The 24091-nt window shown below is 67.8% G+C and carries 11 protein-coding genes; 6 read left to right on the top strand and 5 right to left on the bottom strand.

The window, feature by feature from the left end:
• The first annotated feature begins 4 nt into the window (after positions 1–4).
• Entirely contained in the window at positions 5–5797 is a 5793-nt protein-coding gene (locus tag Poly30_RS07800; protein WP_145195979.1) for a VWA domain-containing protein, read from the top strand.
• Positions 5798–5810: 13 nt separating this feature from the next.
• Here Poly30_RS07800 and Poly30_RS07795 read toward each other — a convergent pair whose 3' ends face one another.
• Both Poly30_RS07795 and Poly30_RS07790 read right to left on the bottom strand, forming a co-directional pair.
• Positions 5811–9989, bottom strand: a complete 4179-nt coding sequence (locus Poly30_RS07795; protein ID WP_145195977.1) for a sialate O-acetylesterase — start codon at positions 9987–9989, stop codon at positions 5811–5813.
• 166 nt (positions 9990–10155) lie between these two features.
• A complete protein-coding gene (locus tag Poly30_RS07790; protein WP_145195975.1) occupies positions 10156–11472 on the bottom strand; it encodes a hypothetical protein in 1317 nt (438 codons plus the stop codon).
• A 262-nt stretch (positions 11473–11734) separates the two neighbouring features.
• On the opposite strand from Poly30_RS07790, the gene Poly30_RS07785 reads away from it, so the two are divergent.
• From Poly30_RS07785 to Poly30_RS07775, 3 genes are all read left to right on the top strand, one after another.
• Positions 11735–14113, top strand: coding sequence for a hypothetical protein (locus tag Poly30_RS07785; RefSeq protein WP_145195973.1), 2379 nt, complete (start codon positions 11735–11737; stop codon positions 14111–14113).
• An 84-nt stretch (positions 14114–14197) separates the two neighbouring features.
• On the top strand, positions 14198–15817 hold the full coding sequence (gene rtcR, locus Poly30_RS07780; RefSeq protein WP_145195971.1) for an RNA repair transcriptional activator RtcR: 1620 nt from the start codon (positions 14198–14200) through the stop codon (positions 15815–15817).
• 16 nt (positions 15818–15833) lie between these two features.
• The gene (locus Poly30_RS07775; RefSeq protein WP_145195969.1) at positions 15834–17129 is read left to right on the top strand and encodes a carbohydrate porin; all 1296 of its coding nucleotides are present in this window, start codon (positions 15834–15836) and stop codon (positions 17127–17129) included.
• An 89-nt stretch (positions 17130–17218) separates the two neighbouring features.
• Here Poly30_RS07775 and Poly30_RS07770 read toward each other — a convergent pair whose 3' ends face one another.
• A complete protein-coding gene (locus Poly30_RS07770; protein ID WP_145195967.1) occupies positions 17219–18226 on the bottom strand; it encodes a hypothetical protein in 1008 nt (335 codons plus the stop codon).
• 322 nt (positions 18227–18548) lie between these two features.
• Here Poly30_RS07770 and Poly30_RS07765 point away from each other — a divergent pair, with 322 nt between their 5' ends.
• Both Poly30_RS07765 and Poly30_RS07760 read left to right on the top strand, forming a co-directional pair.
• Positions 18549–19913, top strand: coding sequence for a M20/M25/M40 family metallo-hydrolase (locus tag Poly30_RS07765; RefSeq protein WP_145195965.1), 1365 nt, complete (start codon positions 18549–18551; stop codon positions 19911–19913).
• Between the two features lie 93 nt (positions 19914–20006).
• Entirely contained in the window at positions 20007–21704 is a 1698-nt protein-coding gene (locus Poly30_RS07760; RefSeq protein ID WP_145195963.1) for a carboxypeptidase regulatory-like domain-containing protein, read from the top strand.
• Positions 21705–22103: 399 nt separating this feature from the next.
• On the opposite strand, the gene Poly30_RS07755 is transcribed toward Poly30_RS07760, so the two are convergent.
• Complete coding sequence (locus Poly30_RS07755; protein WP_419191100.1) at positions 22104–23504, bottom strand: alpha/beta fold hydrolase; 1401 nt, start codon at positions 23502–23504, stop codon at positions 22104–22106.
• 356 nt (positions 23505–23860) lie between these two features.
• Positions 23861–24079: a hypothetical protein gene (locus Poly30_RS07750; RefSeq protein ID WP_145195958.1), complete on the bottom strand. Its 219-nt coding sequence runs from the start codon at positions 24077–24079 to the stop codon at positions 23861–23863.
• Positions 24080–24091 lie beyond the last annotated feature (12 nt).

Below are 24091 nucleotides of genomic sequence, written 5' to 3'. Positions count from 1 at the left end.
TTCCATGCGTGCGAAGTCGTCCCTCGTGGGGATGGCGTTCGGAGTCTTCGCCGCCGCAGGCGTCGCCCTCTCCAGCGCCTTCCCTGTCATCGGCGGAGACCTTCCGTCGATCGTGCTCACCGCGGACGTCGGTGGGCAGGTCGAAGCCTGCGGCGGATGCTCCGCCGCCAGTCGACGCGGTGGTGCCGCGAGCTGGAAAGCCGCCGCGCTCTCCGCAGGCGCGGACACGGACGCCGTGTGGCTCGATGCCGGAGGCTTTCTCTTCGGCGCCGCGGAGCCCGCTCGCGTGGCGGAAGCCTTCGCCGCCCTGGAGTACAGCGCGATCAACCTCGCCGCCTCGGACTTCCGTCTCGGCCTCGCCTTCACCCTGGAGGTCGTGGCCCAGGCCGGCCTTCCGACGGTTTCCGCCAACCTCCTCGGAGCCGACGGCCAGCCGCTCTTCACGCCCTTCCGTGTCATCGACGCGGGCGGGTCACCGCTCGCGATCGTCGGCCTGACCGAGGCGCCCGCCGCCCTCGCGTACCTGCCGACGCTGAAGGATCAGCTCGCGGGCATCACCTTCGAGGACCCGCTGTCAGCGCTCGACCGCGTGCTCCCCGAGGCCGAGGCCGCCGCGGACCACGTCGTGGTCCTGGTGCACGGTTCGCGCCGAACGCTCGACGCGGTGCGCGCGCGCCACGGGTCGAGGGTCACCGCCATCTGCGCGGGGGGCCTCACCCCCGACGAAGCGGAGGGCCGCGAAGAGAACCAGACGGCCCCCACCCTCGCCACGCGCCCCGGTGGTAGCCACCTCTCCGTGCTTCCCGCCGGGACGAGCACGCCGAACCTCGTGCTGATCCCGCTCAGCGCCACCCCCGACCCGCGCGTCGAAGCAGCGCTGGCCTCGGCCGAGGACCTGGAGGTGATCGTCGACGCGGAGGCCGCCACTGCGCCCCGGAAAGGCGACCTCATCCTGACCGTCCACGGCACCGAGCACGCCGGGAACTTCGGCAGGATCCAGGCCAGGGAAGGTCGCGGACTGCTCGTCATCGACCTCGAGATCGAGAACAACATCCCGATGGAGCTGGCGTTCGGAGGCGAGCGCGAGGCGGGCGAGCGCCTCAAGGTCGCGTTGACCCAGAACCTGCTTCTGCTCCACGAGGCCGCTGGCTCCAGCGCGATGACCGCTATCGAATCCGTGGACCTCCAGAAGACGGAGGGCGCGCTCCCGCGCAGCTTCGTGCTTCAGAACATCGGTTCGAGCGCTCGCGGCAAGGTCGCGTTCGAGCTTCCTCTCCCGCTTCCCGATTCGCGGTCCTTCGAGCGCCCGGAAGGCGGTTCGCTCAGCCTGTGGCTGGAGAACGACGAGCTGGAGCCCAGCTCGACCCCCATCTTCGGGACGCGCCGCGAGGCGGCGCCCCTCGAGATCGCGCAGGCCAACGACTACCTCGGCTTCGCCCAGCCCACCGTCCAGTTCCACCCGCAGCTCGACGGCCGGACCGCGCCCGAGGGGATGCGCTGGGCCGAAGTCGCGCTGACGGGCGTCTCGACCCGGCTCTTCGAAGGCGCACGACCGAAGGCCGCCGTCTACCTCGCCGCGCCCATCCACATGCAGCTCGTGACCGACGGCATCTGGGCTCACCTGCGCGAGGGAGGCCTGGGCACGCTGCCCGACGTGCCCGGCTTCCTGCCTGGCCTGGCCACGGGCGGCACCGCCGTGTTCCTGATCCCCGAGACCTGTGAGCACGTCGCGCTGGAACTCGTCTTCCCCATCCTTCAGAACGCGGGCGGCGCGGGCGCCCACCTGAAGCCGAAGACGCTCGTCTTCGATCTGGAAGGTACGGCCGCGGAACCGAGTCCCGAGAAGGCTCTGACGGTCGTCGACGACGAACCCGTGGACATGGCCGTGATCGGATTCGCCGTGCAAGCGGGCGACGCGGGCCGCTCGATCGTCGAACTCGACCTGCGGCTCATCAACCGAGGAGAAGACGACGGCCAGCTCGATCTCACGAACCGTTTCCGCGCCGACGATGTCTCGTTCGTCGGCGCCTTCGGCGCGGCCGGAGAAACGCTCGACCCCCGTCCGCTCTTGCCTGCTGGCGAGAAGCGCGCGCTCCGCGTCCGACTCGACGTTCCCGACTCGATGCTCGCCGCCGACGCGTTCGAAGTGAGCTACTCGGGCATCGCGGTGAATCCGACGCTGCGGCTCGCGATCGGGGGCGCGCCCAACAGCGACGTATCCACGGAAGCCGTGACGTTCGAGGAAGCGCCCGGCAAGGACGAGGAATCGGCGGCGGGCCCCTCCGACGTGTCCAGTGCCTTCCGAGACGATCTCGCGATCCGTCGGCACACCGATCCGGGCGAGGTGCCCGACCTTGCCGACGCGCGAGGCTCGGGAAGCAACGACGCGATCGAGCTGGTCGTGGAAGGCGCCTCCCTCGTCGACTCGATCGGGAGCGCCAAGGAGCGCGACGGCCTTCAGTACCTGGTGCTCGAAACCCGGTGGCGACTGCTCGCGCCGGAACCCAACGACCCGGAGGACCCGGCGGCGATCCTGGAGGCCTACGAACTCGAGCGACGGGAGAGCCTCCATCTCGTGTACAACGGCCGCCGGCTCCTCGCGGAGCTGGGCGCCGGCCCCGCGGCGCTCCCGCGCAGCGTGCGCGTGCCCAGCAGTCGCGACGAGCAAGCATGGCAAAAGGCCGCGCGGGCCGGCGCTGGGGCCAACGCTGAGGCCGACGCTGGGGCCGCCGGCCCAAGGCCGCGCGAGATCACGGGCCAGCTCGTCTACTCCGTGCCGAAGGACGGCCTTCGGAACGCGTCGCTCCACCTCCTCGACCCGAGGAACGGGAACATCACGCTGGATCTTTTTGGCGCCGCCGCGCCAGAGGCCCCCGCGCTCGGATCCGCGTCGAACGGATGCATCGAAGCGGGGGTGTTCGGCGTGGAAGTGCTCCCCGAACGCGGTCGAAGCGAGGACTGCGTGGTCGCGGTCGACCTGAGAGCGGCGAGCCTCCTGAGCGCGGACCCACGCACGTTCGACGATCGGACCGAGCCCGTGGCCCACCTGCTCCAGCCGCTGCGTGACGGCTCTGTCCACCTGCTCTTCGACGGCGAGTTTCCGGTCAACTGCACCGGCGAGGAGCTGGAGTCACCGCTCTGGTGCCTGCCCGAAAGCATGGTCCGTGGGATGACCGGCGGAGCGATCCTGTTCACCGTACCGAAGCGTGTTCTGGAGGACGCACGCACCATCGAGCTCGTCGTGGGCATGGACGAAGTGGCCGTCCCACGGGAGATGATCCGCCGCCCTGCTCCGCTCACGATCACCCTCCGCGAACCGGTGGCGTCGCTCACCGGACCGGGCTCCCTCGAATCGCCGAGGTGGAGCGTGGAGGACGGCGGGCTCTTCGTCTCCTTCCACGACGTACGCACCGCGCCCTCGGACCCGCCGTGGGTGGAGATGGTCGTCCGCCTGGAGAACCGGAGGAACGTCTTCGTCCTCTGGGAACCAGGGGCAGCGCTCGAGCTGCTTGGCCAACCGGACGGCGCCGAGGGCGAGTTCTCCGCGACCGCGCCGGAGAGAAACCGGCCACGCGGACTTCGGCTTCCCTTCCCGAGCCAGAACACCCTGTGGATCCCCGCGGGAAGCACTCGCATTTTCGAGGTCCGCTTCAGAGCGAAGACGCCCGCGCTGGCTCTTCGCTACAGCGGCCTCTTGCGCAGCGTGGATCTCGCCTTCGACGCAGCCGCGGAGCCGATGACGCTTCCGATGCCGCTCGTCGATGGCCACGCCGTCGTCGACCGAACGCGAACCGTGAAGGGCATCGCAGCCCTGGGACTCCGGGGCCAGGATGTGAACCGCGCCATCGACCGCGGCCGTGATTGGATGCTGGACAAGCTCAGCTCCCGGCCACGGGACCGCGGCGTCGACGGCTACCAGGAGGTGGACCTCGTGATGATGCTGGCGCTCGTGCACGCACGGGCCCACATCGAATTCCCGGACTTCGACGAGCAGCTCCAGAGCTACCTCGACGACCTTCGTCCCGGCTTCCTCAGGTCGCAGTCGACCTACCGCAACGGCATCCTCGCGATGCTGCTGGATGCGTACGGCGATCCGCGCTATCTGCCTCTCCTGCGCGACGCTGCCGCCTACCTGGTCAACGCCCAGGGGCCCTCAGGGACATGGTCGTACCGCGTGCCGCTGCCCGAGTGGCTCTTCGAGCTTGCGCCCGCTCCCGAGGACGCGGAGGGTCCCACGCTCCCCACGTCCCCGCTCCGCGTGATCGGAGCAGCGACTCACGAGCCCGCGCCCATCAGCGCTGTGACGGACCGCGCACCGGACCGCACGCCCCTTCGGCGAGAGGTCGACTGGGAACGCGGCGCCGACGGTGACAACAGCCTGACGCAGTACGCGATCCTCGGTCTCCACGCCGCGGAGCGACAGGGCATCGCCATCGATCCCGATGTTTGGCGCAGGACCCTCGGCACGACCTGGACGAGGCAAAGCGCTACGAACGGCTGGTCCTACGTGAGCGGCTCCCCCTACGGCACCATGACCTGCGCGGGAGCGACGATCACGGCCATCGCCATGCGGAGCCTCGAGCCTCGCCGCGATCCCTTGCTCGATCCGCGGCTGCGCAAGGGGCTCGGATGGCTCGCCCGCCACTGGGCGATCGACAAGAACCCTGACGAGCAGGAGGGCAAGGACGACCACCTCTACTACCACTACTACGGCCTGGAGCGCACGGGTCGCCTGCTCGACACGGAGTTCTACGGCGCACACGAGTGGTACGCCACCGTCGCGAAGCGGCTCGTCGATGGGCAGTCGGCGTCGGGCGCCTGGCCTGCGAAGGGGAGCGAGAGAGAGGAACTCACGACCGCGTTCGCGATCCTGTTCCTGACGCGCGCGACGGAAACGCTGGACCCTGAACTGCTGGCCACGGAGCGTGCGGCGAGGGAAGCCGCGCTTCCCAAGCTGGGCCATCTGGAGATGCGCAGCCTCCAGACGAAGGATCATTCGGTGTTGCTCGTCCTGGATGCAAGCGGTTCGATGCTGGCGCCGCCTGGCTCCGCGCGCGCGGGTGATCGGACGCCGAAGTTCGAGCACGCGCGCGCCGCGCTTCGGGACGTCGTCGAGTCTCTCCCCGAGGGTGCGCCCGTGGGACTCGTGGTCTACGGGCACCGAAAGCGCGCACGGGACGAAGGGGCGGACACGGACGTCGAAACGCTGATCCCCGTCGGGCCGCTGAAACAAGACGCGTTCCTCGAGGCCCTGGATTCACTCAAGCCGCGCGGTAAGACGCCGCTCGCTCTGGCGCTCGACGAGGCGCTCAAGGGCCTGGGCTCCAGCAGCCGGAAGGACAGCACGATCGTGCTCCTCACGGACGGAGGTCAAGGGCGAGAGCCCGGCGACCCCGTGAAGTCTGCCGAACGAGTCGGGCGCGCGAAGGTGAAGCTGGAGATCGTCGCCTTCGACCTCGGCGACGGTGCGAACCTCTCGACGACCCAGGCGGCGTGGAACGAGCAGATCCGTGCGATGGCCGATGCGTCCGAAGGGCGCGCCGTCTCCGTCGTCGATGCAGACCGACTCGCTGCCGCCGTGTCGGCCGCGGCCACCGGCAAGCCCGGGCTCTTCGAACTCACGAACGAAGCCGGAGCTCTCGTTCAGCAGGGCCCCTTCGGCGGCAAGCTCGAGCTGGAGCCAGGCAGCTACGTCTTCCGCACGACCTTCGCGGGCGCGCCCTTCGAGGTCACGCTGGAGATCGAGCGCGGCCGGACGACCCGCGTCGAGTTCGACGCAGCGAAGGTCCCGCGTTGATTCCAGCGCTCCATCAACGCCGACCGTCAGCCCCCTCGGACGCGGAGAAGACCGCGTCCTCGGGGTTGCCTCCGGAGACGAGGAAGGCGATGAGGTCCTTCAGCTCCTCCGGGTTCAACGGATCGATCAGCCCCGTGGGCATCTGAGAAACGGGCGACTCCTGGATCTTCGCGATCTCCGAGCGCGCGTAGACGAGGGGCCCTTCGTTCGGATCGCGGGAGTACAGCGTCAGCTCATCCCCCCCATCCACGAGGATTCCCTCGGCCATGTTTCCGTCCGTGTCGAGCACGATGTGGGAGCCATACTGGTCCGAGATCACCCGGCTGGGCTCGACGATCGCTTCCAGGATGTCCGGGACGCCGAACTTGTTCGCCACGGTGGTGAGGTCCGGGCCGATCGCTCCGCCGCTGCCGTCGAGGCGGTGGCATTGGCTGCAGGAGACGGCGTGGAAGAGATTCTGGCCGCGGTCGAAGCTGCGCCCCCGTAGCTTCGAACCGACCTCGGCCACGGCGTCCGGGAGCGTCCATTCACGGCCAGGGCCCTCGGGCGGCGTCACGTTCTCCGGAGGCGGAGCGAGGAGCGACTGGCCGAGCAGCGGCGCGAGGGAGCGCAGCTCCCGAGGCGCCAGATGCGCCGCGGCCGTCTCGCGAATCTTCCCCAGGAACGCCGCGTAGCTCAAGCCCCCCGGATGCTGCGAAGCCTCGGCGAAGAACGAGAAGTACTGCTCGCGGAGCGGGAGCGTCCAGCCCTCGGTCGCGTCCATGAGGATGAGCGCGTACTCGATGTTTTGCACCGGCGGCATGTCGTCCAGCATCCTTGCGATGGGTCCGCCGTAGGCATCGTTGCGCTGGATGATCCGGGCCCATCCGGGTAGTTCGAGGGGAGCCGCGCTCTCCATCAGCGCCAGGGTCCTGGCGACGACGGTCTCGGAACGAAGGTAGGTGAGAAGCCTGGCGAGTTCCGCGTCGACCGCGTGGCCCGAGCGGTTCCCCGTGTGCCCGATCAGGGACCGTCCCGAGGGAAAGTGCGGCTCCAGCCTGGCGAGGACCTGAAGGCGAATCTCCTCGTCGAGCTCGCCCGGCGGAACGAGGCGCGCGAAGGCGAGCGCGTACGCTCGCAGTGCCGCGAGCAGCACCGCGTCATCGACTCGCTCCAGCTCCAGGCGATCCAGTGCGGAGATCATGGCTGGAAGGTCGCTGGCGCTCCCCTGGCGCGCCAGCGCCATGAGCCCCATGACCGCCGCCTGCGGGTTCTCTTCGGTCAACGCCCGCTCGCGCCAGGTCTCGACCGGCTGATTCTCGACCGCGACACGAGCCGCGAAGCGGACGAAGCGGTCCGCGTGGGACAGGAGCGGCCAGGCCGCTTCGATCGCACCGGAATCGACCCTGCCGTGGAACGCTTCCATGGACCTGCGGAGCGTGCGCGCCTCGGTGCCAGGATCCGAGGCGGCGAGCGCCACGGGCGCGGTCGACTCCGAACCGACGTACCGAACGCGGTACAGCGCGGACTGCGAGCCGCGCCCGCCCACCGTGAAGTAGAGCGCCCCGTCCGCCCCCACCGCCGCGTCCGTGACCCCGAGCGGCTTGGACCAGACGAAGTCCTCCTTCGTCGCGCGGTAGCTCGCGCCGTCCGGCTCCAGATGCACGGCGTAAATGGTTCCGAAGGTCCAGTCGAGGAGGAACAGCGCCCTCTGGAACCGCGCTGGAAACTTCGCTCCCGTGCCGAACACCATCCCCGTCGGCGACCCTGGCCCGATCTCCAGGACCGGCGGCAGCGAATCCTCGTAGTAGCTCGGCCACTTGCCCGTGCCGCTGCGCCAGCCGAACTCGGAGCCGCTCGTGACGTGGCACACGCGCGTCGGGCGGTACCAGGGCGAGCCGAGGTCCCACTCCATGTCCGCGTCGTAGGTGAACATCTCCCCCTCCGCGTTCATCGCGATATCGTACTGGTTCCGATAGCCGGTGCTGATGATCGTCACCTCGGTGCCGTCCGGCCGGCAGCGCGCGATCCACCCGCCCGGCGCCGTCATGCCCCAGGCGTGGCCGCCCGGATCCCAGAGGCGCGTGAGCAGAAGATCCTCCCCCCAGTTATCGGGGGCCATCGACCCTTCGTACGCCGGCGGCCGAACGTGGTTACCTGCGAGGAAGTAGAGCCCCTCGCCGTCCTCGGTCGGCAGCAGGGCATGGGGCCCGTGCTCCCCGCCGTTGCCGAGCTTGATGAGGTGCTCGGCCCGGTCGAGCTGATCGTCGCCGTCCGTATCGGTGATGCGCCAAACACCCTGCCCGTTGACGTTGACGTAGAGAGAATCGAACGCCCAGCACATGCCCTGGGCCCCGCTGACGTCCACCTCGACCTTCTCGATCGAGGTTCGAGCGTTCGGGTCCCCGATCGCGGCCGGCGTGATCCGGAAGAGGCCGCGGCCCGCCTGGTCGCTCGTGTAGAAGCGCCCCTGGTCGTCGGTGGCGAGTGCCACCCAGGATCCGAAGAGTTCGCTCGGGACCGTATAGAGGAGCTCGGCTTCGAAGCCGTCGGGAACCTGAAGGGCGCTCGCGCGCTGGACCTGCTGCGGCACGCCCGGCGGCTCTTCCACGCTCAGCTCGCCGTCCGGCTCGTCGAAGCGTCGGAGCGTCACGCGTTCGCTCCAGGGCAGACCGTCGTCGCCGACGAGCCCGAGTACCGTCGCCTTCGACCAGCGACCGCGGAGCGCGCGCTGGGCCAGCGTCGCGTCCCATGCGCCGTCCGTGACCAGCGTCTGCGCACCGCCGAGGTCGAGCCGGAGCGCGAGCCCCGCAGGTCCTTCCACGTTCTGAACCCGGACCTCGATTCGGTTCTCACCCGCGCGAAGAAAGCCCGCGATATCGCGCGCGACCACCTCGCCCGCGCGCCCGTGCTCACCGACCCGTTCGCCGTTCACGAGAACGATCATGTCGTCGTCGCCCACGGCCGTCAGCACGGCTGCGTCGGGCACGGACGCGACCTCGAACGATCGGCGGAGCAGCACCTGCTGATGCGTCTCCGTCGCTTCGAACCAGATCCACGCGGGCACTGGCTTGGCTCGTATCGACGCCTCGATCTGCGCCTCCGCGAACGCCTGCCCGATGCGAGTCAGGATCTTCGCCGAGCCGAGGTAGTGATACTCGGCGTTGGAGACGCGGCTTTCCAGGACCTCGATCTCTTCAGGGGTGAGCGTCGCTCGCCTCGCTCTCAGATCGGCCGCTTCGTGATCCCAGAAGCGCTCGGTCAGGACCGCGCTCACGGTCCCTTCGAACTCGTCCAGCGAAGCGGGCGCAGCCATCGCATCCCGGAAGTTCTGGTGAATCGCGAGGTAGCGCTGCTGCTCCGGCCCGTAGAGCGAGGTCGCTCCGCCCACGCCGAGCACGCCGATCACGAAGGGGAGCTCGGGAGCAGCGAGGTCCCTTCGCACGTCCCGGATGAAGTGCGTCAGCACCCGGCTGTAGGCGTCGTACCCGCCGGGCTCCGCGCGCCTGGGATAGGCGCCCTGGTCGACCATGTCGTTCCAGCCCTGGAACCAGACGAACCCCGCCAGTTCGAAGCCGCGCTCCGCGTCGTACCCTGGATACACGCGCTCGATATCCGCGAGCACCTTCCGCACGTGCTCGATCATGAGCCGGTAGTACTTGCCGGTCGCCTGCTCGTCCTGGCTGGATGCAGAAGGGCCAGCGCTCGGCGGTCGGAAGTCCGAATGGAGGCTCTTGCCGCCCCAGGCGGTCTTGATGATCAGGATCGGCTCGTCGAGCGCTTCCTCCATCGCCATGCCAAAAGACAGCTCCGGGCCGATCTTCGGGCCGCCTGCCTCGGCACCGAAGCCTGCGGTCAGCTGCCCCGTTCGCTCCACGTCCTCCGCGCTACCGCAGCCCAGCGACGAGATCCAGACGTCCTCGAAGACGCGCGCTTCACCGTCGTCTCCCACCAGCTTCCCGAGGAGCGGAAGAGTCTCCGGGTCCCCCGCCATCCCGCGGAGAGTGGAGACCTTGGCATGCCCCTGCATGTTGGACTGACCGGCGAGCACGAAGACCTTGAGAGGGCCGCTCGCTCCCTGCGTCATCGCCATCCCCATGGCCAAGGCCGAGGACGCGGAGAGCGTCAGCCAGCCCCCGGCCAAGAGCAGCAGGAGACGAACTCCGTGAGTCCATGGCAGGTGAGCCTCTCGAGTCCATCGTGAATCCAGCATGCAGCCCAACCTAGCAGACTCTCCCGACTCTCTCTTCGCAGGTCGAGCAACTCGCAAGAGCCTCTGGAATGAACGAGGGCGCGCCACGGTCCAAAGACCGTGGCGCGCCCCACGCGTGACCCGATCCGCCGCGGTCGCGGCGCTCGGGTCTCGAACAGGCTCCGACTTAGAAGTTGACCTGGAGGCCGTCGGTGAGGTTGGACGTCGCCATGCCGCCGCTGGCGTCACGGAACCAGGCCTGGAAGTTCCAGGTCTCGCCCGGCATCACCGCCACGAAGCCCGTCGGCGTCGGCGTCATGTTCAGGTCGAGGGCCAGCGAGAAGCCACCGGTCATTCCGGTGTTCTGGATCTGTCCCGGACCGACGTAGCGACCGATCGCGCCCGCGAGGCAAAGGTTGCCCGAGCTACCGGCCGGGTTCATGACGAAGCCCTGCACGGTGCTGTTGATGAAGAAGCCGAACGCGCCGTTCGGGAGCTGGCTGGCCTCGAGGACGAGGTCGTTGTTCGCGAGGATGCTCGTGCCGGAGGCCGAGATCACGCCGGCCGAACCGGTGCTGTTCGCGTTGGCCATGCAGTAGTTCGTGCAGTCGCAGTCGCTATCGCTGATCAGCGAGATAAAGCGAGCCGACACACCGGTGACGACCGAGCTGATGGTGCCGGCGGCGACGTCGTAGATGTGAACGCCGCTTCCGGTCGTGAACATCAGGTTGCCGTTGCCGAGCTCATGGACGCCGCGGAGGCCGCTGAGCGAGCCGATCGCGCCGGTGTCGATGTAGTTGATCTCTGCGCCGGTGCCGTCGTACTCGTAGATGCCCGACGGCGTCGTGAAACCTGCAGCGAAGACGCGGCCCGAAGCGGTCACGTGGATCTGCTCCGGGAAGTCGATGCCCGAGACGCCGTCCGAATCATGGAAGATCGTCTGGTTGTTCGGGTTCGCTTCCTCGACGAAGATGATGTCCTCGTTCGTGATCTCGGCGACGAGGTAGCCGGCGACACCGTTGAAGGTGTAGGGCTCGACGTCGAACGGGCTGAGGATGAGCGGGTTGATCACGTCCTGGATGGTGGCGCCTGCACCGTCGACCTCGACGAGCGCGGCCCCCGGAGCGCCGTTGGCCGTACCTGCGTTCGAGATGAGCGCGCCGGCACCGCGCGGGTGGAACCCGCGCATGTTGTCGAGGAGTGCGGTGGTCGTCCCGAGGTAGGTGGTGCCGTCGGCGGAGAAGCGCAGAACGGCGTCTGCGATCTGGTCGCTGACCCAGAGTTCACCGTTGGCGACCTGGCGGATCTCGATCGGCGTGCTGGGCACGCCGGGCGCGAGCGTCGCCATGTCGATCGCGACCATGTTGACGAGCGCGCCGGTCATGGGATCGAACTCCATGACGGTGTCATTGGAGCTCTCGGGAACGAGAAGGCGCTGGGCGGAGGACTGGTCCGCTAGCACGCAGGCGAGCGTGAAGGCGAGGGAGGTGGTGAGGATTCTCATTGGAAGCTGACAGGGATTGTGGAGAGAGTGACGTTTCGGAAGGCGAGGCCAGCCCGATAGGAATGGGCTAGCCCATGCATACTACGCTCGGATGGCTCGGGCGGCATGGTGCTGGAACTTCTTACGGTGTCGAACTGGGGCACGGATGCAGGGACCTACAGAATCATTACCCTCCCGAGGATTTGGGAGGCGGAGGATCGCTCCTGTCTCCATCTAAAATTCGAGCCGTGTGACCTCGTGCCTCAGCCGCCCTAGAGGACCCATGCTCGCACTCCTCCCACTCTCACTCCTGACCGCCGTTGCCGGCGGCGGCGATCTCGCCACCACGGTCGATGCCTGCCTCGAAGGCAAAACCGCCGACTGGCTTCGCGAGCCCGCAAGGGTCCAGGCCACACTCCGCGACGCGCTCCGGCCCGAAGACTCTCGGCTGCGTCCGGGCAACGTTCGCGAGCTCAACCACGACGGGGGCAGCTTCGCCCGCGCACCGCTCGGGTACGCGGTGCAGCTTCCTCTCGACTACGGGAAAAAACCAGGCCCCTGGCCGCTGGTACTGACCCTCCCCGAGGCAGGTGAAACGCCGGAGCAGCACCTGCGGGACCGCTGGCACGATCGAGAGTTCCTGAAGAGCGCGATCCTCGTCAGCCCGTCCATGCCCGAAGATCGCGAGGCATGGAGCCAGGTGGTCGTCCTCGGCGCGCCCGGGGGTCTCGCGCGAATCCTGACGACGCTGCGACTCTGCACCGAGACCTTCGACGTGGACCCGGATCGGGTGCTCTGCGTCGGCACCGGCGAGGGTGGCAACACGGCGCTCGAAGCCGGGCGTCAGTTCCCCCAGCGCTTCGCCGGCATCGCGTGCCGAGCCTCCGACGCGGGGATCGAACAGGTCGAGGTCCTGAACAACCTGCCGATCCACATCACCGGGGGCGGCGCGAACTCGAAGGCGTTCGCCGAGCGGTGCGAGGCAGCGAACGTCGAAACGGTGACCCTCGACGTGAACTCGGCCGAGGGCCCGTTGACGGAGTGGCTCCTGAAGCAGCGCCGCCAACCCAGACCGACGGAGGTTCGCGTGGTCGTCGGCAAACCCTTCCCCACGCGCTGCTACTGGGTGGGCGTCGCCCCCATCGACCCGGCGACCGGGGGAGCCTACGCCACCGCCAGGCTGCGCCCCGAGGCCAACTCCATCGTCCTGACCGGCGCCGGCGTTTCCTTCGTGACGCTCTACCTCTCGGACGAGATGCTGGACCTCGACCAGCCCATCGCGCTCCAGGTGAACGGCGAGCTCCGGAAGGAAACCGTCCGGCGCAGCCTTCGCGTCACGCGCGAGAACCTCCTCGACGGCATCAGCGATACCGGCTCCATCTACACCGCCCAGCTCGTGGTCGACCTGCGCGCACCCGGTGAGTTTGCGCTACCCGGTCCGAAGGAGCTGGCGAAAGCCACGGTGGAACTGATGGCGTCTCTCCGGGATCCGGCGCGGGCGGAGGCGAGGGGCTGGGCGGAACAGAGCGGCGAGTGGGTCGCCCCCGAGGATCGAGCCCGCATGCGTTCCGGCGATCGTCGAGACCCGAGAACCGGGCTGTGGAGCACGCGCGCGGATCGGAAGCGCGAGGACCGAGGCGCCGTCCGCGTCGATGACGTCTGGGTCGACGCCGATGAGGCCGAGAACCTCGAGAAGGGCCGGTTCCCCGTCGACGGCGAATGGTGCGACCTGGACGAGGCGAACCGGCGTCACACGCGACTCGACTCACCCTGGGTCATCCCGACCGCGTTCGCAAAGATCCACGCCACGACGGACCGTTCCACGGCCATCGCCGCGCTCGTGAACATGGCGCGCACGATCCCCGACCTGGAGCGTGCCCTGGGCCTGATCCCACCGCTGCCCCTGGACGTGATCCTGACGCGGACCGAGGAGCAAGCCGATCGACTCGCCTTCGGCGATCCCGACGGTCGCCGCGCGCCGCTGCACGGTGCAGGCCGCCACGTGATCTACGGGGCCTACTTCGCCGAGCGCCGGTTCGAACGCGACGGCCCCAGGTTCGTGTACGACGGCGCGGGCGTGGGGATCTGGAACGCCGAGGTCCTGCACGGCGACGCCTTCGGCGTCCACTCGAGTCGTCTCGCCTACGCTCTCTCCTGGGTGGACGCGATCGACCCCAGCCCGAACGCGTCCAGATCAGCGCGGAAGGACGGCCCGGGCCCGGACTTCCTGAGCGAGCGCGAGGCGGAGAAACGACTTCCGGCCTGGCTTACCTGGGGCGCGGCGGTCTACGCCGAGAGGTTCTACCGCGACACGTCGATCGACCTGAAGGTGACCCCGGACGCCGACCCGTGGTGGACGAGAGCCTGGTCCGTATCGAACCTGATCGAAGCCGGCGGTCTGGGGGAAATGGCGGAGGTGTTCGAAGTTGACATGGATCCCGCGGAGGCCAAGAAGGCGCGCCTGCAGCTCCTGCGAGCGGGCGCGCTCGTCGCCTTCATCCTCGACGGGGACTGCGCGCCCGTGCGCAAGGCCCACGCGGCGCTCAAGGCAGCGCTGATCGAAGCCGGCCTCGACGGCCCCATCGATCAGGAGCTGGTCGTCGCCCTCGAAGGCGCGATTCGAGCCCACGAAGCCGAGCTCCGCGCGTTCCTCGGGGCGTGACGGGGCATTCGGCCACTGCTTCCGCGCGGTTTCCCACGGGCTCGGATGTGACAGAGACGACGTCGACTCTCTAACCTCCAGCCCATGAGCCCCCGCCCGACGACCATCATCAGCCTGCTCGGCATCCAGCTCGACAAGGGCTGGAGGAATTCCGAGGACCGCTGGAGGGCGTGGAGACCCACCGTCGGCCTCTGCATGCAGGACGACCTGGAGGCCGACCGGCTGCTGCTCCTCGCGAGCGAGGCCCACGGGAAGCTCGCGCGAGTCGTCAAGAGCGACATCGAGTCCGTGTCCCCCACGACCTCGGTCGAACTCGTTCCCATCGAGTTCGAGGATCCCTGGGACTTCGCCGAGGTCTACGGGGCCCTGCGCGAATTCGCCGACAGCCGGACGTTCGATCCCGAGCAGGAAGATCTCCTCGTGCACATGACGACGGGCACGCACGTCGCCCAGATCTGCCTCTTCCTGCTGGTGGAGACGGGGCACCTGCCCGGGCGCCTGATCCAGACCTCTCCACCCAAGGGCGAGAGCCGTGCGCGCAGCATGGCGGGCGAGTACACGATCATCGACCTCGACCTCTCGCGCTACGATCGATTGGCGGCTCGCTTCGAGCTGGAGCGGCGCGAGGGCGTCGACTTCCTGAAGGCCGGCATCGAGACGCGAAACCCCGCCTTCAACGCGCTCATGGAGCGCATCGAGCGCGTTGCGCTACGCTCCGAGGATCCGATCCTCCTGAGCGGCGCCACCGGCGTCGGGAAGACCCAGCTCGCGCGCAGGATCTTCGAACTCAAGCAGCGCCACGCCCCGGGCGGCGCGAAGCGGCTCGTCGAGGTGAACTGCGCGACCCTGCGCGGCGACCAGGCCATGAGCGCGCTCTTCGGCCACGAGAAGGGTGCGTTCACCGGCGCCATGGAAGCGCGTGAGGGCCTCCTCCGCGCCGCCCACGGCGGCGCCTTGTTCCTCGACGAGATCGGCGAGCTGGGACTCGACGAACAGGCGATGCTCCTGCGCGCCATCGAAGAAAAGTCGTTCCTCCCGGTCGGATCCGACGACCCGGTGTCGAGTTCGTTCCAGCTCATCGCGGGCACGAACCGGGACCTCGGGGCCGAGGTGCGCGAAGGCAACTTCCGCGAGGACCTGCTCGCGCGCATCGACCTCTGGACCTTCGAGCTCCCTTCGCTGAAGAACCGCCTGGAGGACCTCGAGCCCAACCTCGACTTCGAGCTGGCGCAGCTCTCGGAGTCGAGCGGCAAGCGCGTCACCATGGGGCGCGAGGCGCGCGAGTCCTTCCTTCGATTTGCCGCAGATCCCTCCAGCACGTGGCGCGCCAACTTCCGAGACTTCGGCGCGGCGATCACGCGCATGGCGACGCTCTCCGAGGGCGGCAGGATCACGCCGGAACTCGCCCGCGAGGAGTGCACGCGACTCCTGAACGCGTGGGCGCGCCTCGATGGAAAGTTCGTCGACGCGGGCCGCGTGGTGCGCGTCCTCGGCGCGGAGGCCGCCGCCGAGCTGGACCGCTTCGATCGCGTCCAGCTGGAGGACGTCCTGGAGGTGTGCGCGGGCGCGCGCTCGATGTCCGAGGCGGGTCGCATCCTCTTCGCTGCGTCGCGCGCGAAGAAGGCCTCGTCGAACGACGCGGATCGGCTCCGCAAGTACCTCGCCCGCTTCGGCCTTCACTTCAAAGATCTCAGCGAGCGCTGAGCGGGTGAGACGCACCATGGGGCTCCCCGGACACTGGCTGCTGCTGGCGCTGGGCTCGTGCGGACTGATGCACGACACCAGCGCTCGCCCCGCCCAAGACGCGGATGCGTCCACCTCTTCCGTCGCGGAAGGCGAGGACCTTACCCCCGAAGAGATTCGCCGCCGCGACCGCCCATCGGGGACGATCAACACGGAGGACACAGGCTGGCTGTGGAGCCGCGTTGCCGGCCTGGGAGGACTCCGAGAGCAGCTGGAGGACCGTGGAGTGGCGGTGGAGTTTCTCTATTCCGGGGACGCCTCATGGGTCGCATCGGGCGACGCGGTGGCCGATCACGCCTTCGAACGAGGACTTCTGGAACTGACCCTCCAGTACGACACCTCTGCGGCCTTTGGCTTCGAGGGAGGCACAGCCCTCGCGTCCTTGCAAGGGATCCACGGCGGCGATCCATCGGAGGGACTCGGTGTCCTCCAGCCACTCTCGGGCGTCGACGCCGAGCGGCGAATCCAGCTCGGACGAATCTGGTACCAGCAGGAGTTCACCGCGACCGACACGCGCGTCCGTGCGGGGAAAATCGATGCGAACTCGCTCTTCGCATACGTGGACGGCGGATCGCAATTCCTTCACTCGTCGATGGGGTTCAGTCCAACCATCTTCCTCATGCCCTCCTATCCGGACGCGGCCTTCGGCTTGACCATCGTGCAGTCGTTCGGTGTCCTCGGCGTTCGCGCCGGCGCGTTCGACGGAGCCTTCGCCCGCGGGGTGCGCACCGGCGAACTCGGGCTGGGCCCGCTCTTCGACGGCGGAAACGACTACTTCTTCATCGGCGAGGCGGATGCCACCTGGAGCCGCGGCCGAGTGGCTTTCGGCGCCTGGCAAAGTACCTCCAGGGTGCCACGATTCGACGGCGCGAGCGAAGACGGAACGGGGGGCTACTACGCAACGGCCGAAAGCCGCCTCTGGACGAGCCGTGCGGCGGAACCGGATACCCTCGACGGATTCCTGCAGTGGGGCAACGCCGACCGAGAGGTGTCGATCTTCGAGGAGCATTTCGGTGCGGGCCTGGCGTGGAAGTCGCCTGCGGGCCATCGGCAGCCGACGGCGGGTATCGGGCTGTCGCGAGCGACGCTCTCTCGCGCCGAAGGCAGCGGCTTCTCGGCCAGCGCGGAGACCGCGATCGAGCTCTATTTCGGCTTCGAACCGTTCCGCTGGGTGAGGATCAAGCCCGACCTGCAGTGGGTCAACAGCCCCGGCGGCGACGCCTCTCGATCCGATCTCTGGTTGGCGACGATCCGCTTCACGCTGGCGATCTGAGCGCCTCGAAGTGGAGATCCGCCGTGGCCTCACCCGCCCCATTCACATCGTCGATCGCAGGCGCGCGCTTGCGATCGACGCATCTCAGGTCACTGAAACGTGACCTGTAGACCGTCCGTGAAGTTCGAGCCCGCGGTGCCGCCGAGCGCATCGCGGTACCAGACCTGGAAGTTGAACACGTCTCCAGGCACGGCTGCGATCGAACCGTTCGGCTGCGGGATGGCGGCGAGATCGATCCCAAGGCTGACGGACCCGGTGGATCCAGAGTTCTGGATCTGGCCCGGACCGACGTAGCGCCCCACCGCCCCGGTGAGGCAGAGATTGCCGAAGCTACCGCCGGGCATGGACGCGAAGCCCTGGGTCCGACTGACGATGAAGAAGCAGAACGAGAAGTTCGGCAGGTTGGAGCCCATCAGCGTGAGATCGTTGTCGGACACAGACGTCGAGCCGTCGGCCGAGATGGTGCCGGACGCGCCCGTCGAGTTGAGGACCGCTGGACCACAGTACGAGGTGCCGATGGTTCCGCCGTCGTAGACGAGTTCGCCGGTCAACCCGCGCGACGAGAAGAGGAGACCCGTCGGGGTGAATGGAACGGTGCGAGACTCGCCGGTGGTGAGCGTGAGCGCCCCGTCCGTGAACGTCTGGTAGGGGTTCGCGCCCGTGCCGAAGTAGCGTGGACCGGAGACCGTGAAGACCAGGCAGACGCCAACCGTCTGCCCCGCCGGGACGGGAACGTCCGGAATGTCGATGAGCTCCGAGATTCCCTGGGCGACCGCGCCCTGGATCCCGATCGCATGCCCGACGGAGTTCCATCCGGTGAGCGATGACCCGGGGCCTGTCGTGAGGTCGCCACCGAGCCCGGTGCCGGGGATGGTGTAGACGTCGAACTCGACGCCAGCGCCCACCCCGGCGGTACTCGCCGTGCGTAGATGCGTGATGGACAGAGCACCTGTCTCTGCGGTGACGTCGAAGAACAATCCCCAGCTCGCACCTCCGCCGTTGTCAGCGATGGTGTTGGCGGCGAGGGTCGTCTGGGCGCTGACGGTAGCTGTCAACGCAAGGCTCGCGAGAAGACCGGGAAGGAATGATGTGTGCATGTGCATTTCCTCCGCGCTGCGGAGGAACCGAAGAGATAAGGGGACAGAGAATGCCTGCGAATCCTGCCATGTCCCGCATGCAGGTAGCCGGCTACAGGGGGCCGCCTACAGGGGGCCGCCTACAGGGGGCCGCCGTGAAGGAGCACCCGAGACGAGGGCTCTCAACGGGACGGCCAGGACCGCCGATGCATGTTAGCCGCCAACCGCAATCTCGCTCTGAATCCGGGTGAAATCGACGGGACGGGGCTCCGGCTGAACGGCGTACTCGCATTCCGCGGCGCAGGCATTCAGGTTTTGTGGCGCAAGCATTTAGGCTACTCGGATGATCCACCTTGCTGCTTTCGCCGCGTTGGCCAGTCTCTCGCTCTCCTGGCTTTCGCTCCTCGGTCAAGACTCCAGCGCCGATGTCTCCATCGACCCGATTCCTGCCCTGCTCGCCTCGGCCGATCCCGCGCGGCTGACGCGCGACATCGAGACGCTCGTGAGCTTCGGAACGCGCCACACCCTTTCCGAGACCGAGTCCGAGGTGCGCGGCATCGGGGCGGCGCGGCGCTGGCTGAAGAGCGAGCTGCTGCGGATCTCAGAAGCGACGGGCGGTCGGCTCCAGGTGCGCGAGCAGCGCTTCACGGCCAGGGTGGGTCCCACGGAGGCAGAACTCGTCAACGTCTACGGCTTCCTTCCGGGGCGCATCGGAGACGAGCTGGGGCGGACGTACATCGTCTCGGGGCACTACGACTCGCGGGCGAGCCGGGCGCTGGACGCCGAGGCCCTTGCGCCGGGCGCCAACGACGACGGCAGCGGCACCGCCGTCGTGCTGGAGGTCGCACGTCTCCTGGCAGGAGCCGAGTTCGAGGCGAACCTCGTCTTCCTGCTCGTCCCCGGGGAGGAGCAGGGTCTCTTTGGATCGAAGCACTTCGCCAGTGAGGCCGTGGCGAGTGGACTCGACGTGGAGGGCATGATCACGAACGACATCGTCGGCGGCACCGAGGGGGGCAACGGAGTGCGCGACGAGGTGACGATCCGGTGCTACTCCGCGGCGGAGGGCGTCGATTCGACGTCCCGGGCCATGGCCCGGGCCCTCGCCTCCAGCGCTACGAAGTACGTGAGCGACGCGAAGGTCAAGCTTGTCTTTCGCACCGATCGCTTTGGCCGCGGAGGCGATCACCAGCCCTTTCACGACGCAGGCTTCCCGGCCCTTCGACTCACGGAGGCCAACGAGCACTACGGGAGACAGCACCAGGACGTACGCGTCGAGGAAGGCGTGGCGTACGGCGATCTCGCGGAGTTCGTTTCCGGTGACTACATGGCACGCGTGGCCAGGGTGAACGCAGCAGCCATCGCAGAGATGGCCCTCGCCCCGCCCCCGCCCACGAACGTCTCCATGCGAGCCGCCGTGTCCTACGACACACAGCTCGGCTGGACCCCGTCCTTCGAGGATGCAGAGGACGGAGTACTCCCCGCGCATTCCTACGACATCGTCTGGCGCGATTCGATCTCGCCGGTCTGGACGAACGAGCAATCCGTCCCGGCGATCGTCCGCGTGCAAGCCGCGAGGCGCGGGCGGCCCGAGCGACGGGTCGTCCAGGGCAAAGTCGAGGGCGCCACGGCGGACACCCACTACTTCGGCGTGCGTGCCGTTTCAGCGGCCGGGCATCGCAGCCGGGTGGTGATGCCGTCGCGGCCATGACCGTGGAGCAGCGTCACCTCACTCGCCTGACCCAACTGTCTCCGTCGCTGCGGAGAAGCGCGGCGGCCACATTCACTCCGGTATGATGCCCTGATGAAGACTCGCAGCCTGCTCGTCGTTCTTCTCGTGGCAGTCTTGGGCCTCGCTGCCTGGATCGCAAGGGGTCCCTTGGACCGCACCGATGGGCTTCCGATCGGCATGATCACGGATGAGGAGGAGGATGAAGCGTCCGCGATCGAGCCCGCCGACGTGGACATCGAAGGGATCGATCGAATCCGGGGAGCCGGGCGAACCGTTGAAGCCGCTCCCCCCGAGTCGAAACCGATCCCCGATGGGGCTCCCGTCGGGTCGGACTTCACCGCCGTCGAAGAGTCGCCGCTGGCCGTGCCCGAGGGGACGGTCGTGATCGGGCGGCTTCGGGGCGGTGATGGCGAGCCCGTGGAAGGGGGCGAGCTGGAGATGAAGGCGCAGGGCAGGGCGCAGGTCAAGCAGCTAAGGACGGATCCCAGTGGGCGATTCGCCGTTGCGGTCGGCGTCCACGGCGACGTGACCCTCGCCGCGTCCGCCAAAGGTGTCGGACGCTCCATGGACCTCGCCGTGTTCTTGCCCGAGGGCCAGGCCACCGACGTCGGGGAGCTTCGTCTGGTCGGCGCCGAGGTCATCCGCGGGCACGTGCGATTCCCGAACGGCGAGCCACTCCCGGGCATCTACCTGAACGCAAGGGCTGCGGACCCCCTTGCCGCCCCAGGGCTTCGCCTCGCCTCCGCGGAATCGAACGCGGACGGTTCGTTCGAGATGACGGCCTTGGCACCCGGCCTGTTCGACTTTGAGGCCGCCGGGGACGAGGGCCTTCCCATCCTCGGGGAAAGCTCGATTCGAGCAGGGGAGGAACGCGCCGTGCTCACCGTCGACGTTGCCCTGTTGACGGTGTCCTGCGTGAATGACGCCGGCGAAACGGTCCCGATGAAGGGGCTGGAACTCTCGAACGTCCTCGACGGCGAACCCGGCGAGGATGACGACATCGGTTCGACCCGTCGTGGATGGTCCACTGGCAAGAAGAGCTTCGAACTATTCGTTCAGCCGCAACGCAGCTACATGATCCAGGCCCACGACGCTGAGTTGCGGTTCTACTTCGCGTACCTGGAAGGTGACCTGACGGCGGGCACCCACGAAGTGGCTCTCCGCCCTGATCCTCCGACTCTGGGCGCGATCAAGGTGTCGGTACCCTCGGGTTCGCTCGACGGCGAGGCCCGGATCTCCCTCGTCCAGATCCAGCGCGACGGGCAGGACGTTCAGGGGACACTTCTGGTCGGCGAAGGCGAGCCGGGCGCGGCGTTCCTGGAGATGAGGGGCCTCGTCCCCGGAACCTACGCACTGACAGCGGCGGTGACGGGCAGCGACTGGATCGCGCTGAAGGACCCCGAGCGAACCTTCGAACTCAGCCCCGGCGCGTCCGAGGAGTTCCGGATGGAGACCTACACGGGTGGACGGGTCGAGCTGGTCGTGGAGCACGAGGGCAGCGTGCGTGACGAGAAGACCCGAGCCGCCGTCCAGATCCGGCGGGCAGGCGATCCCGAGTGGTCCGAGGCTCGGTTGCACTCCAAGCGCGGCAGAGGGAACGTCTTCGGCAGCAGGATCTGGATCGATGGGACCGTGGCGCGGAGCGTTGTGCTCGAACCGGGGAGCTATTCCCTGCGGGTAGACGCGAAGGGCTACCTGGCGAGCGAGGTCGACGTGACGATCGAGCCCCGAGCCGCGACTCCGCTCAACCTCACGCTGCTGGAAAACTAGGAGTCTGCGCCACAGAATGCGGTTTCGCGAGTGCCGTCAGGATTCGCGCTCGCAAGGCGCGCCGGACCCCCCATGGTTGGATGCCATTGGGGTTTGGCGTAACGCCGCGAGCGCGGATCCTGGCGGTGCTCGCGGAATTGCATTCTGTGGCGCAGACTCCTAGATGCTATGGGGCAGGCCTTTCCAGGACGCCGCGCGAAAGCGAAAGTGTCCGCATGTTTCACGAGCTGGCAGCTCCCTCGGTGATTCCAGCACGTCGGCTTCTTCCGGCGGCTTGCCCTTTCGCTCGAGGTTCCGTGTCCGACCCGAAGCCGCCGCCATTTTGCCGTGACGTGAACAGCTCAAGCGGAAACGTGGCGGCTTTGGGTCAGGCTCAGTACCGCCACAGTACCGCCACGATCATTCCGGGGCAAACACCGCAGGGTAGTCGCCCTTACACGCCTCGAGCGCCTCGGCCAGCGCGCTCGTGAGCGCATCCGTTCGATCCTTCTCGTCATCGAGACTCGCCGAGGAGATCGCTGCGTCTACGTCGTCTTCAAGGCCGTCGATCGGCGCCCAACCACCCTCGATGCGCCCCTTCAGGTCGAGGGCCAGCGCTTCCCAGCCCTCGCCCACGAAGCCGTCCCGGAGAGCATTCAACGCAGCCTTCGCGTATTTCTTGGATTCCGGGTCCTTGATGCGCGCCAGGGCGGCGATCGCCTTGTCGTGACTCTTGAAGGTCGAAGCGAAGGATTTCGTTCCCCGGGCAAAGGCATCCGATCGGGCGAAGGCTTGACGGCACCAGCGGACATCGGCTGCCCAGGGTCCGGGCTCCTTGCCCTTGCCGGCGGCTTCGAAAACGGGCACGAGTGCTGCCGCTGCGGCTTCTGCGCAACGGGCCAGTGCACCATCGATCTCATCCAGCATCGCCAGCGCGACGGCCTTGTCGTCGCCCCTATACTTCTTCAGCCCTTCCCTGGCGTCGCCGGCAGCCCGAATCGCGACCGAGAAGTTGGGCTCCTTATCGGCGAGCGCTCCGCGCGCGACCTCGACCGCTTGCACCGGATGGAACGTGGCCACCTCGTCCAGCCACTCGAACATGGTGGCCACGTGAGTCGGCAGCGGCCAGTGCCCTGCCTGATCGCGGATCCCCTCCACGATCCAGCACTTGACCTTTTGGTAGCCCTGGTCGCGGTAGATCGTCTCGGTGCGTTCGGCACAGGAAACCGGGACGACCTGATCCGACCGCGCATGGAGGATGCCGATGGCCACTTTCTCCTTGGCGATCTTCGGGTGCTGCACGTTCAGAACGTTGCCGGCATGGGCCACGATGCCATCCACGAGCTCCGGGTGCTCCCCGGCAAACCAGTAGCAGAAGAAAGCTCCCTGACTGTGGCCGTAGAGGTAGACGTTGCCGATGTCGAACCGGGATCGGAAGAGCTCGATCAGTCCAACGATCTGCTCCTCGTCCGTCTTGTTCTGCACGAAGTTGAACGTGTCTCCGCTTCCCGGCGTGAGCCCGTCGGGCGACACCACGATGTCCTCACCGCGGAAGGTCCCCTTCGCGATGGGGTAGTTCCAGAACGACCAGCCATGGTTCAGCCCGGTGCCATGAAGCATGAAGACGAGGGCGGGCTTGCGCCGCCCTCGCTGCTTTTGCGGCAGGCGATACCAGTACTCCTGCCCCTGTTCGCTCGTCCATTCGAGCACTTCGCCCACAGAAGCCGCGTCGGAGGGCGCAACGCGCTGCACTTCCCCGATTTTCTGACCGAACCCGGACGACGACAGAAGGAGAAGCGCGAGGAGGAATCTCGAGAACATGGCCGTGTGGGGAAGATGCGTGTTTCGAAGCGGTGGATCACCGTACCAACCGGCGGTGGGCATGAAGATAGGTTCTACAGGCAGAGCCTCGAGATTGATAGACCTCGGGCGCGGTGGCGACCTGGCTCCGCTTCCGGAGGCCCCACCATCCACACGGCGAGATCATCCACGCGGCGAGCGAGTGACACGGGGCGTGAGGCGTTGCGGCCGAAAGCCGTGAGAGCGGGGCTTGCAGTCGGCCTCGAAGGAGAGATCGATGACGAGCTTCGCCGCCTGCTGTCCAAGGCAATCCTTTTTCGAGGAAGCGCCGACGCTGGTGACCGTCGCAAGAAGGCGCGCGTTGACCCTGAGGACGATCAGAGCCAGGCCCAGACAGCGACACCGATCAAGGACCAGAACAGGAGTCCCGACAGCAGGGACTTCGTCCGAATCAAATCCGATATCGGTAGGTCTCTGAGGTCGCCCACGGACGGGCGGTGCCGGAACCCCGACGCCGCCCAGACAAGGGTTGACCCGGTGAAGAGGATGAGCCAGCCACCCGCGTAGAAGAGCGCTTCGAGGAAGAAGTCAGCCATGGGTCGGAGGGA

Source organism: Saltatorellus ferox (assembly GCA_007751475.1).
Classification (GTDB): Bacteria; Planctomycetota; UBA1135; order UBA1135.
Note: the sequence above shows the minus strand (reverse complement) of the source record. Positions and strands in the feature narration are given on the sequence as shown.

Bases quoted from the DNA above. Each gene is read 5' to 3' on its own strand.
- Poly30_RS07800 (WP_145195979.1), top strand. From the start codon at position 5: ATGCGTGCGAAGTCGTCCCTCGTGGGGATGGCGTTCGGAGTCTTCGCC.
- Poly30_RS07795 (WP_145195977.1), bottom strand. From the start codon at position 9,989: ATGCTGGATTCACGATGGACTCGAGAGGCTCACCTGCCATGGACTCAC.
- Poly30_RS07790 (WP_145195975.1), bottom strand. From the start codon at position 11,472: ATGAGAATCCTCACCACCTCCCTCGCCTTCACGCTCGCCTGCGTGCTA.
- Poly30_RS07785 (WP_145195973.1), top strand. From the start codon at position 11,735: ATGCTCGCACTCCTCCCACTCTCACTCCTGACCGCCGTTGCCGGCGGC.
- rtcR (WP_145195971.1), top strand. From the start codon at position 14,198: ATGAGCCCCCGCCCGACGACCATCATCAGCCTGCTCGGCATCCAGCTC.
- Poly30_RS07775 (WP_145195969.1), top strand. From the start codon at position 15,834: ATGGGGCTCCCCGGACACTGGCTGCTGCTGGCGCTGGGCTCGTGCGGA.
- Poly30_RS07770 (WP_145195967.1), bottom strand. From the start codon at position 18,226: ATGCACACATCATTCCTTCCCGGTCTTCTCGCGAGCCTTGCGTTGACA.
- Poly30_RS07765 (WP_145195965.1), top strand. From the start codon at position 18,549: ATGATCCACCTTGCTGCTTTCGCCGCGTTGGCCAGTCTCTCGCTCTCC.
- Poly30_RS07760 (WP_145195963.1), top strand. From the start codon at position 20,007: ATGAAGACTCGCAGCCTGCTCGTCGTTCTTCTCGTGGCAGTCTTGGGC.
- Poly30_RS07755 (WP_419191100.1), bottom strand. From the start codon at position 23,504: ATGTTCTCGAGATTCCTCCTCGCGCTTCTCCTTCTGTCGTCGTCCGGG.
- Poly30_RS07750 (WP_145195958.1), bottom strand. From the start codon at position 24,079: ATGGCTGACTTCTTCCTCGAAGCGCTCTTCTACGCGGGTGGCTGGCTC.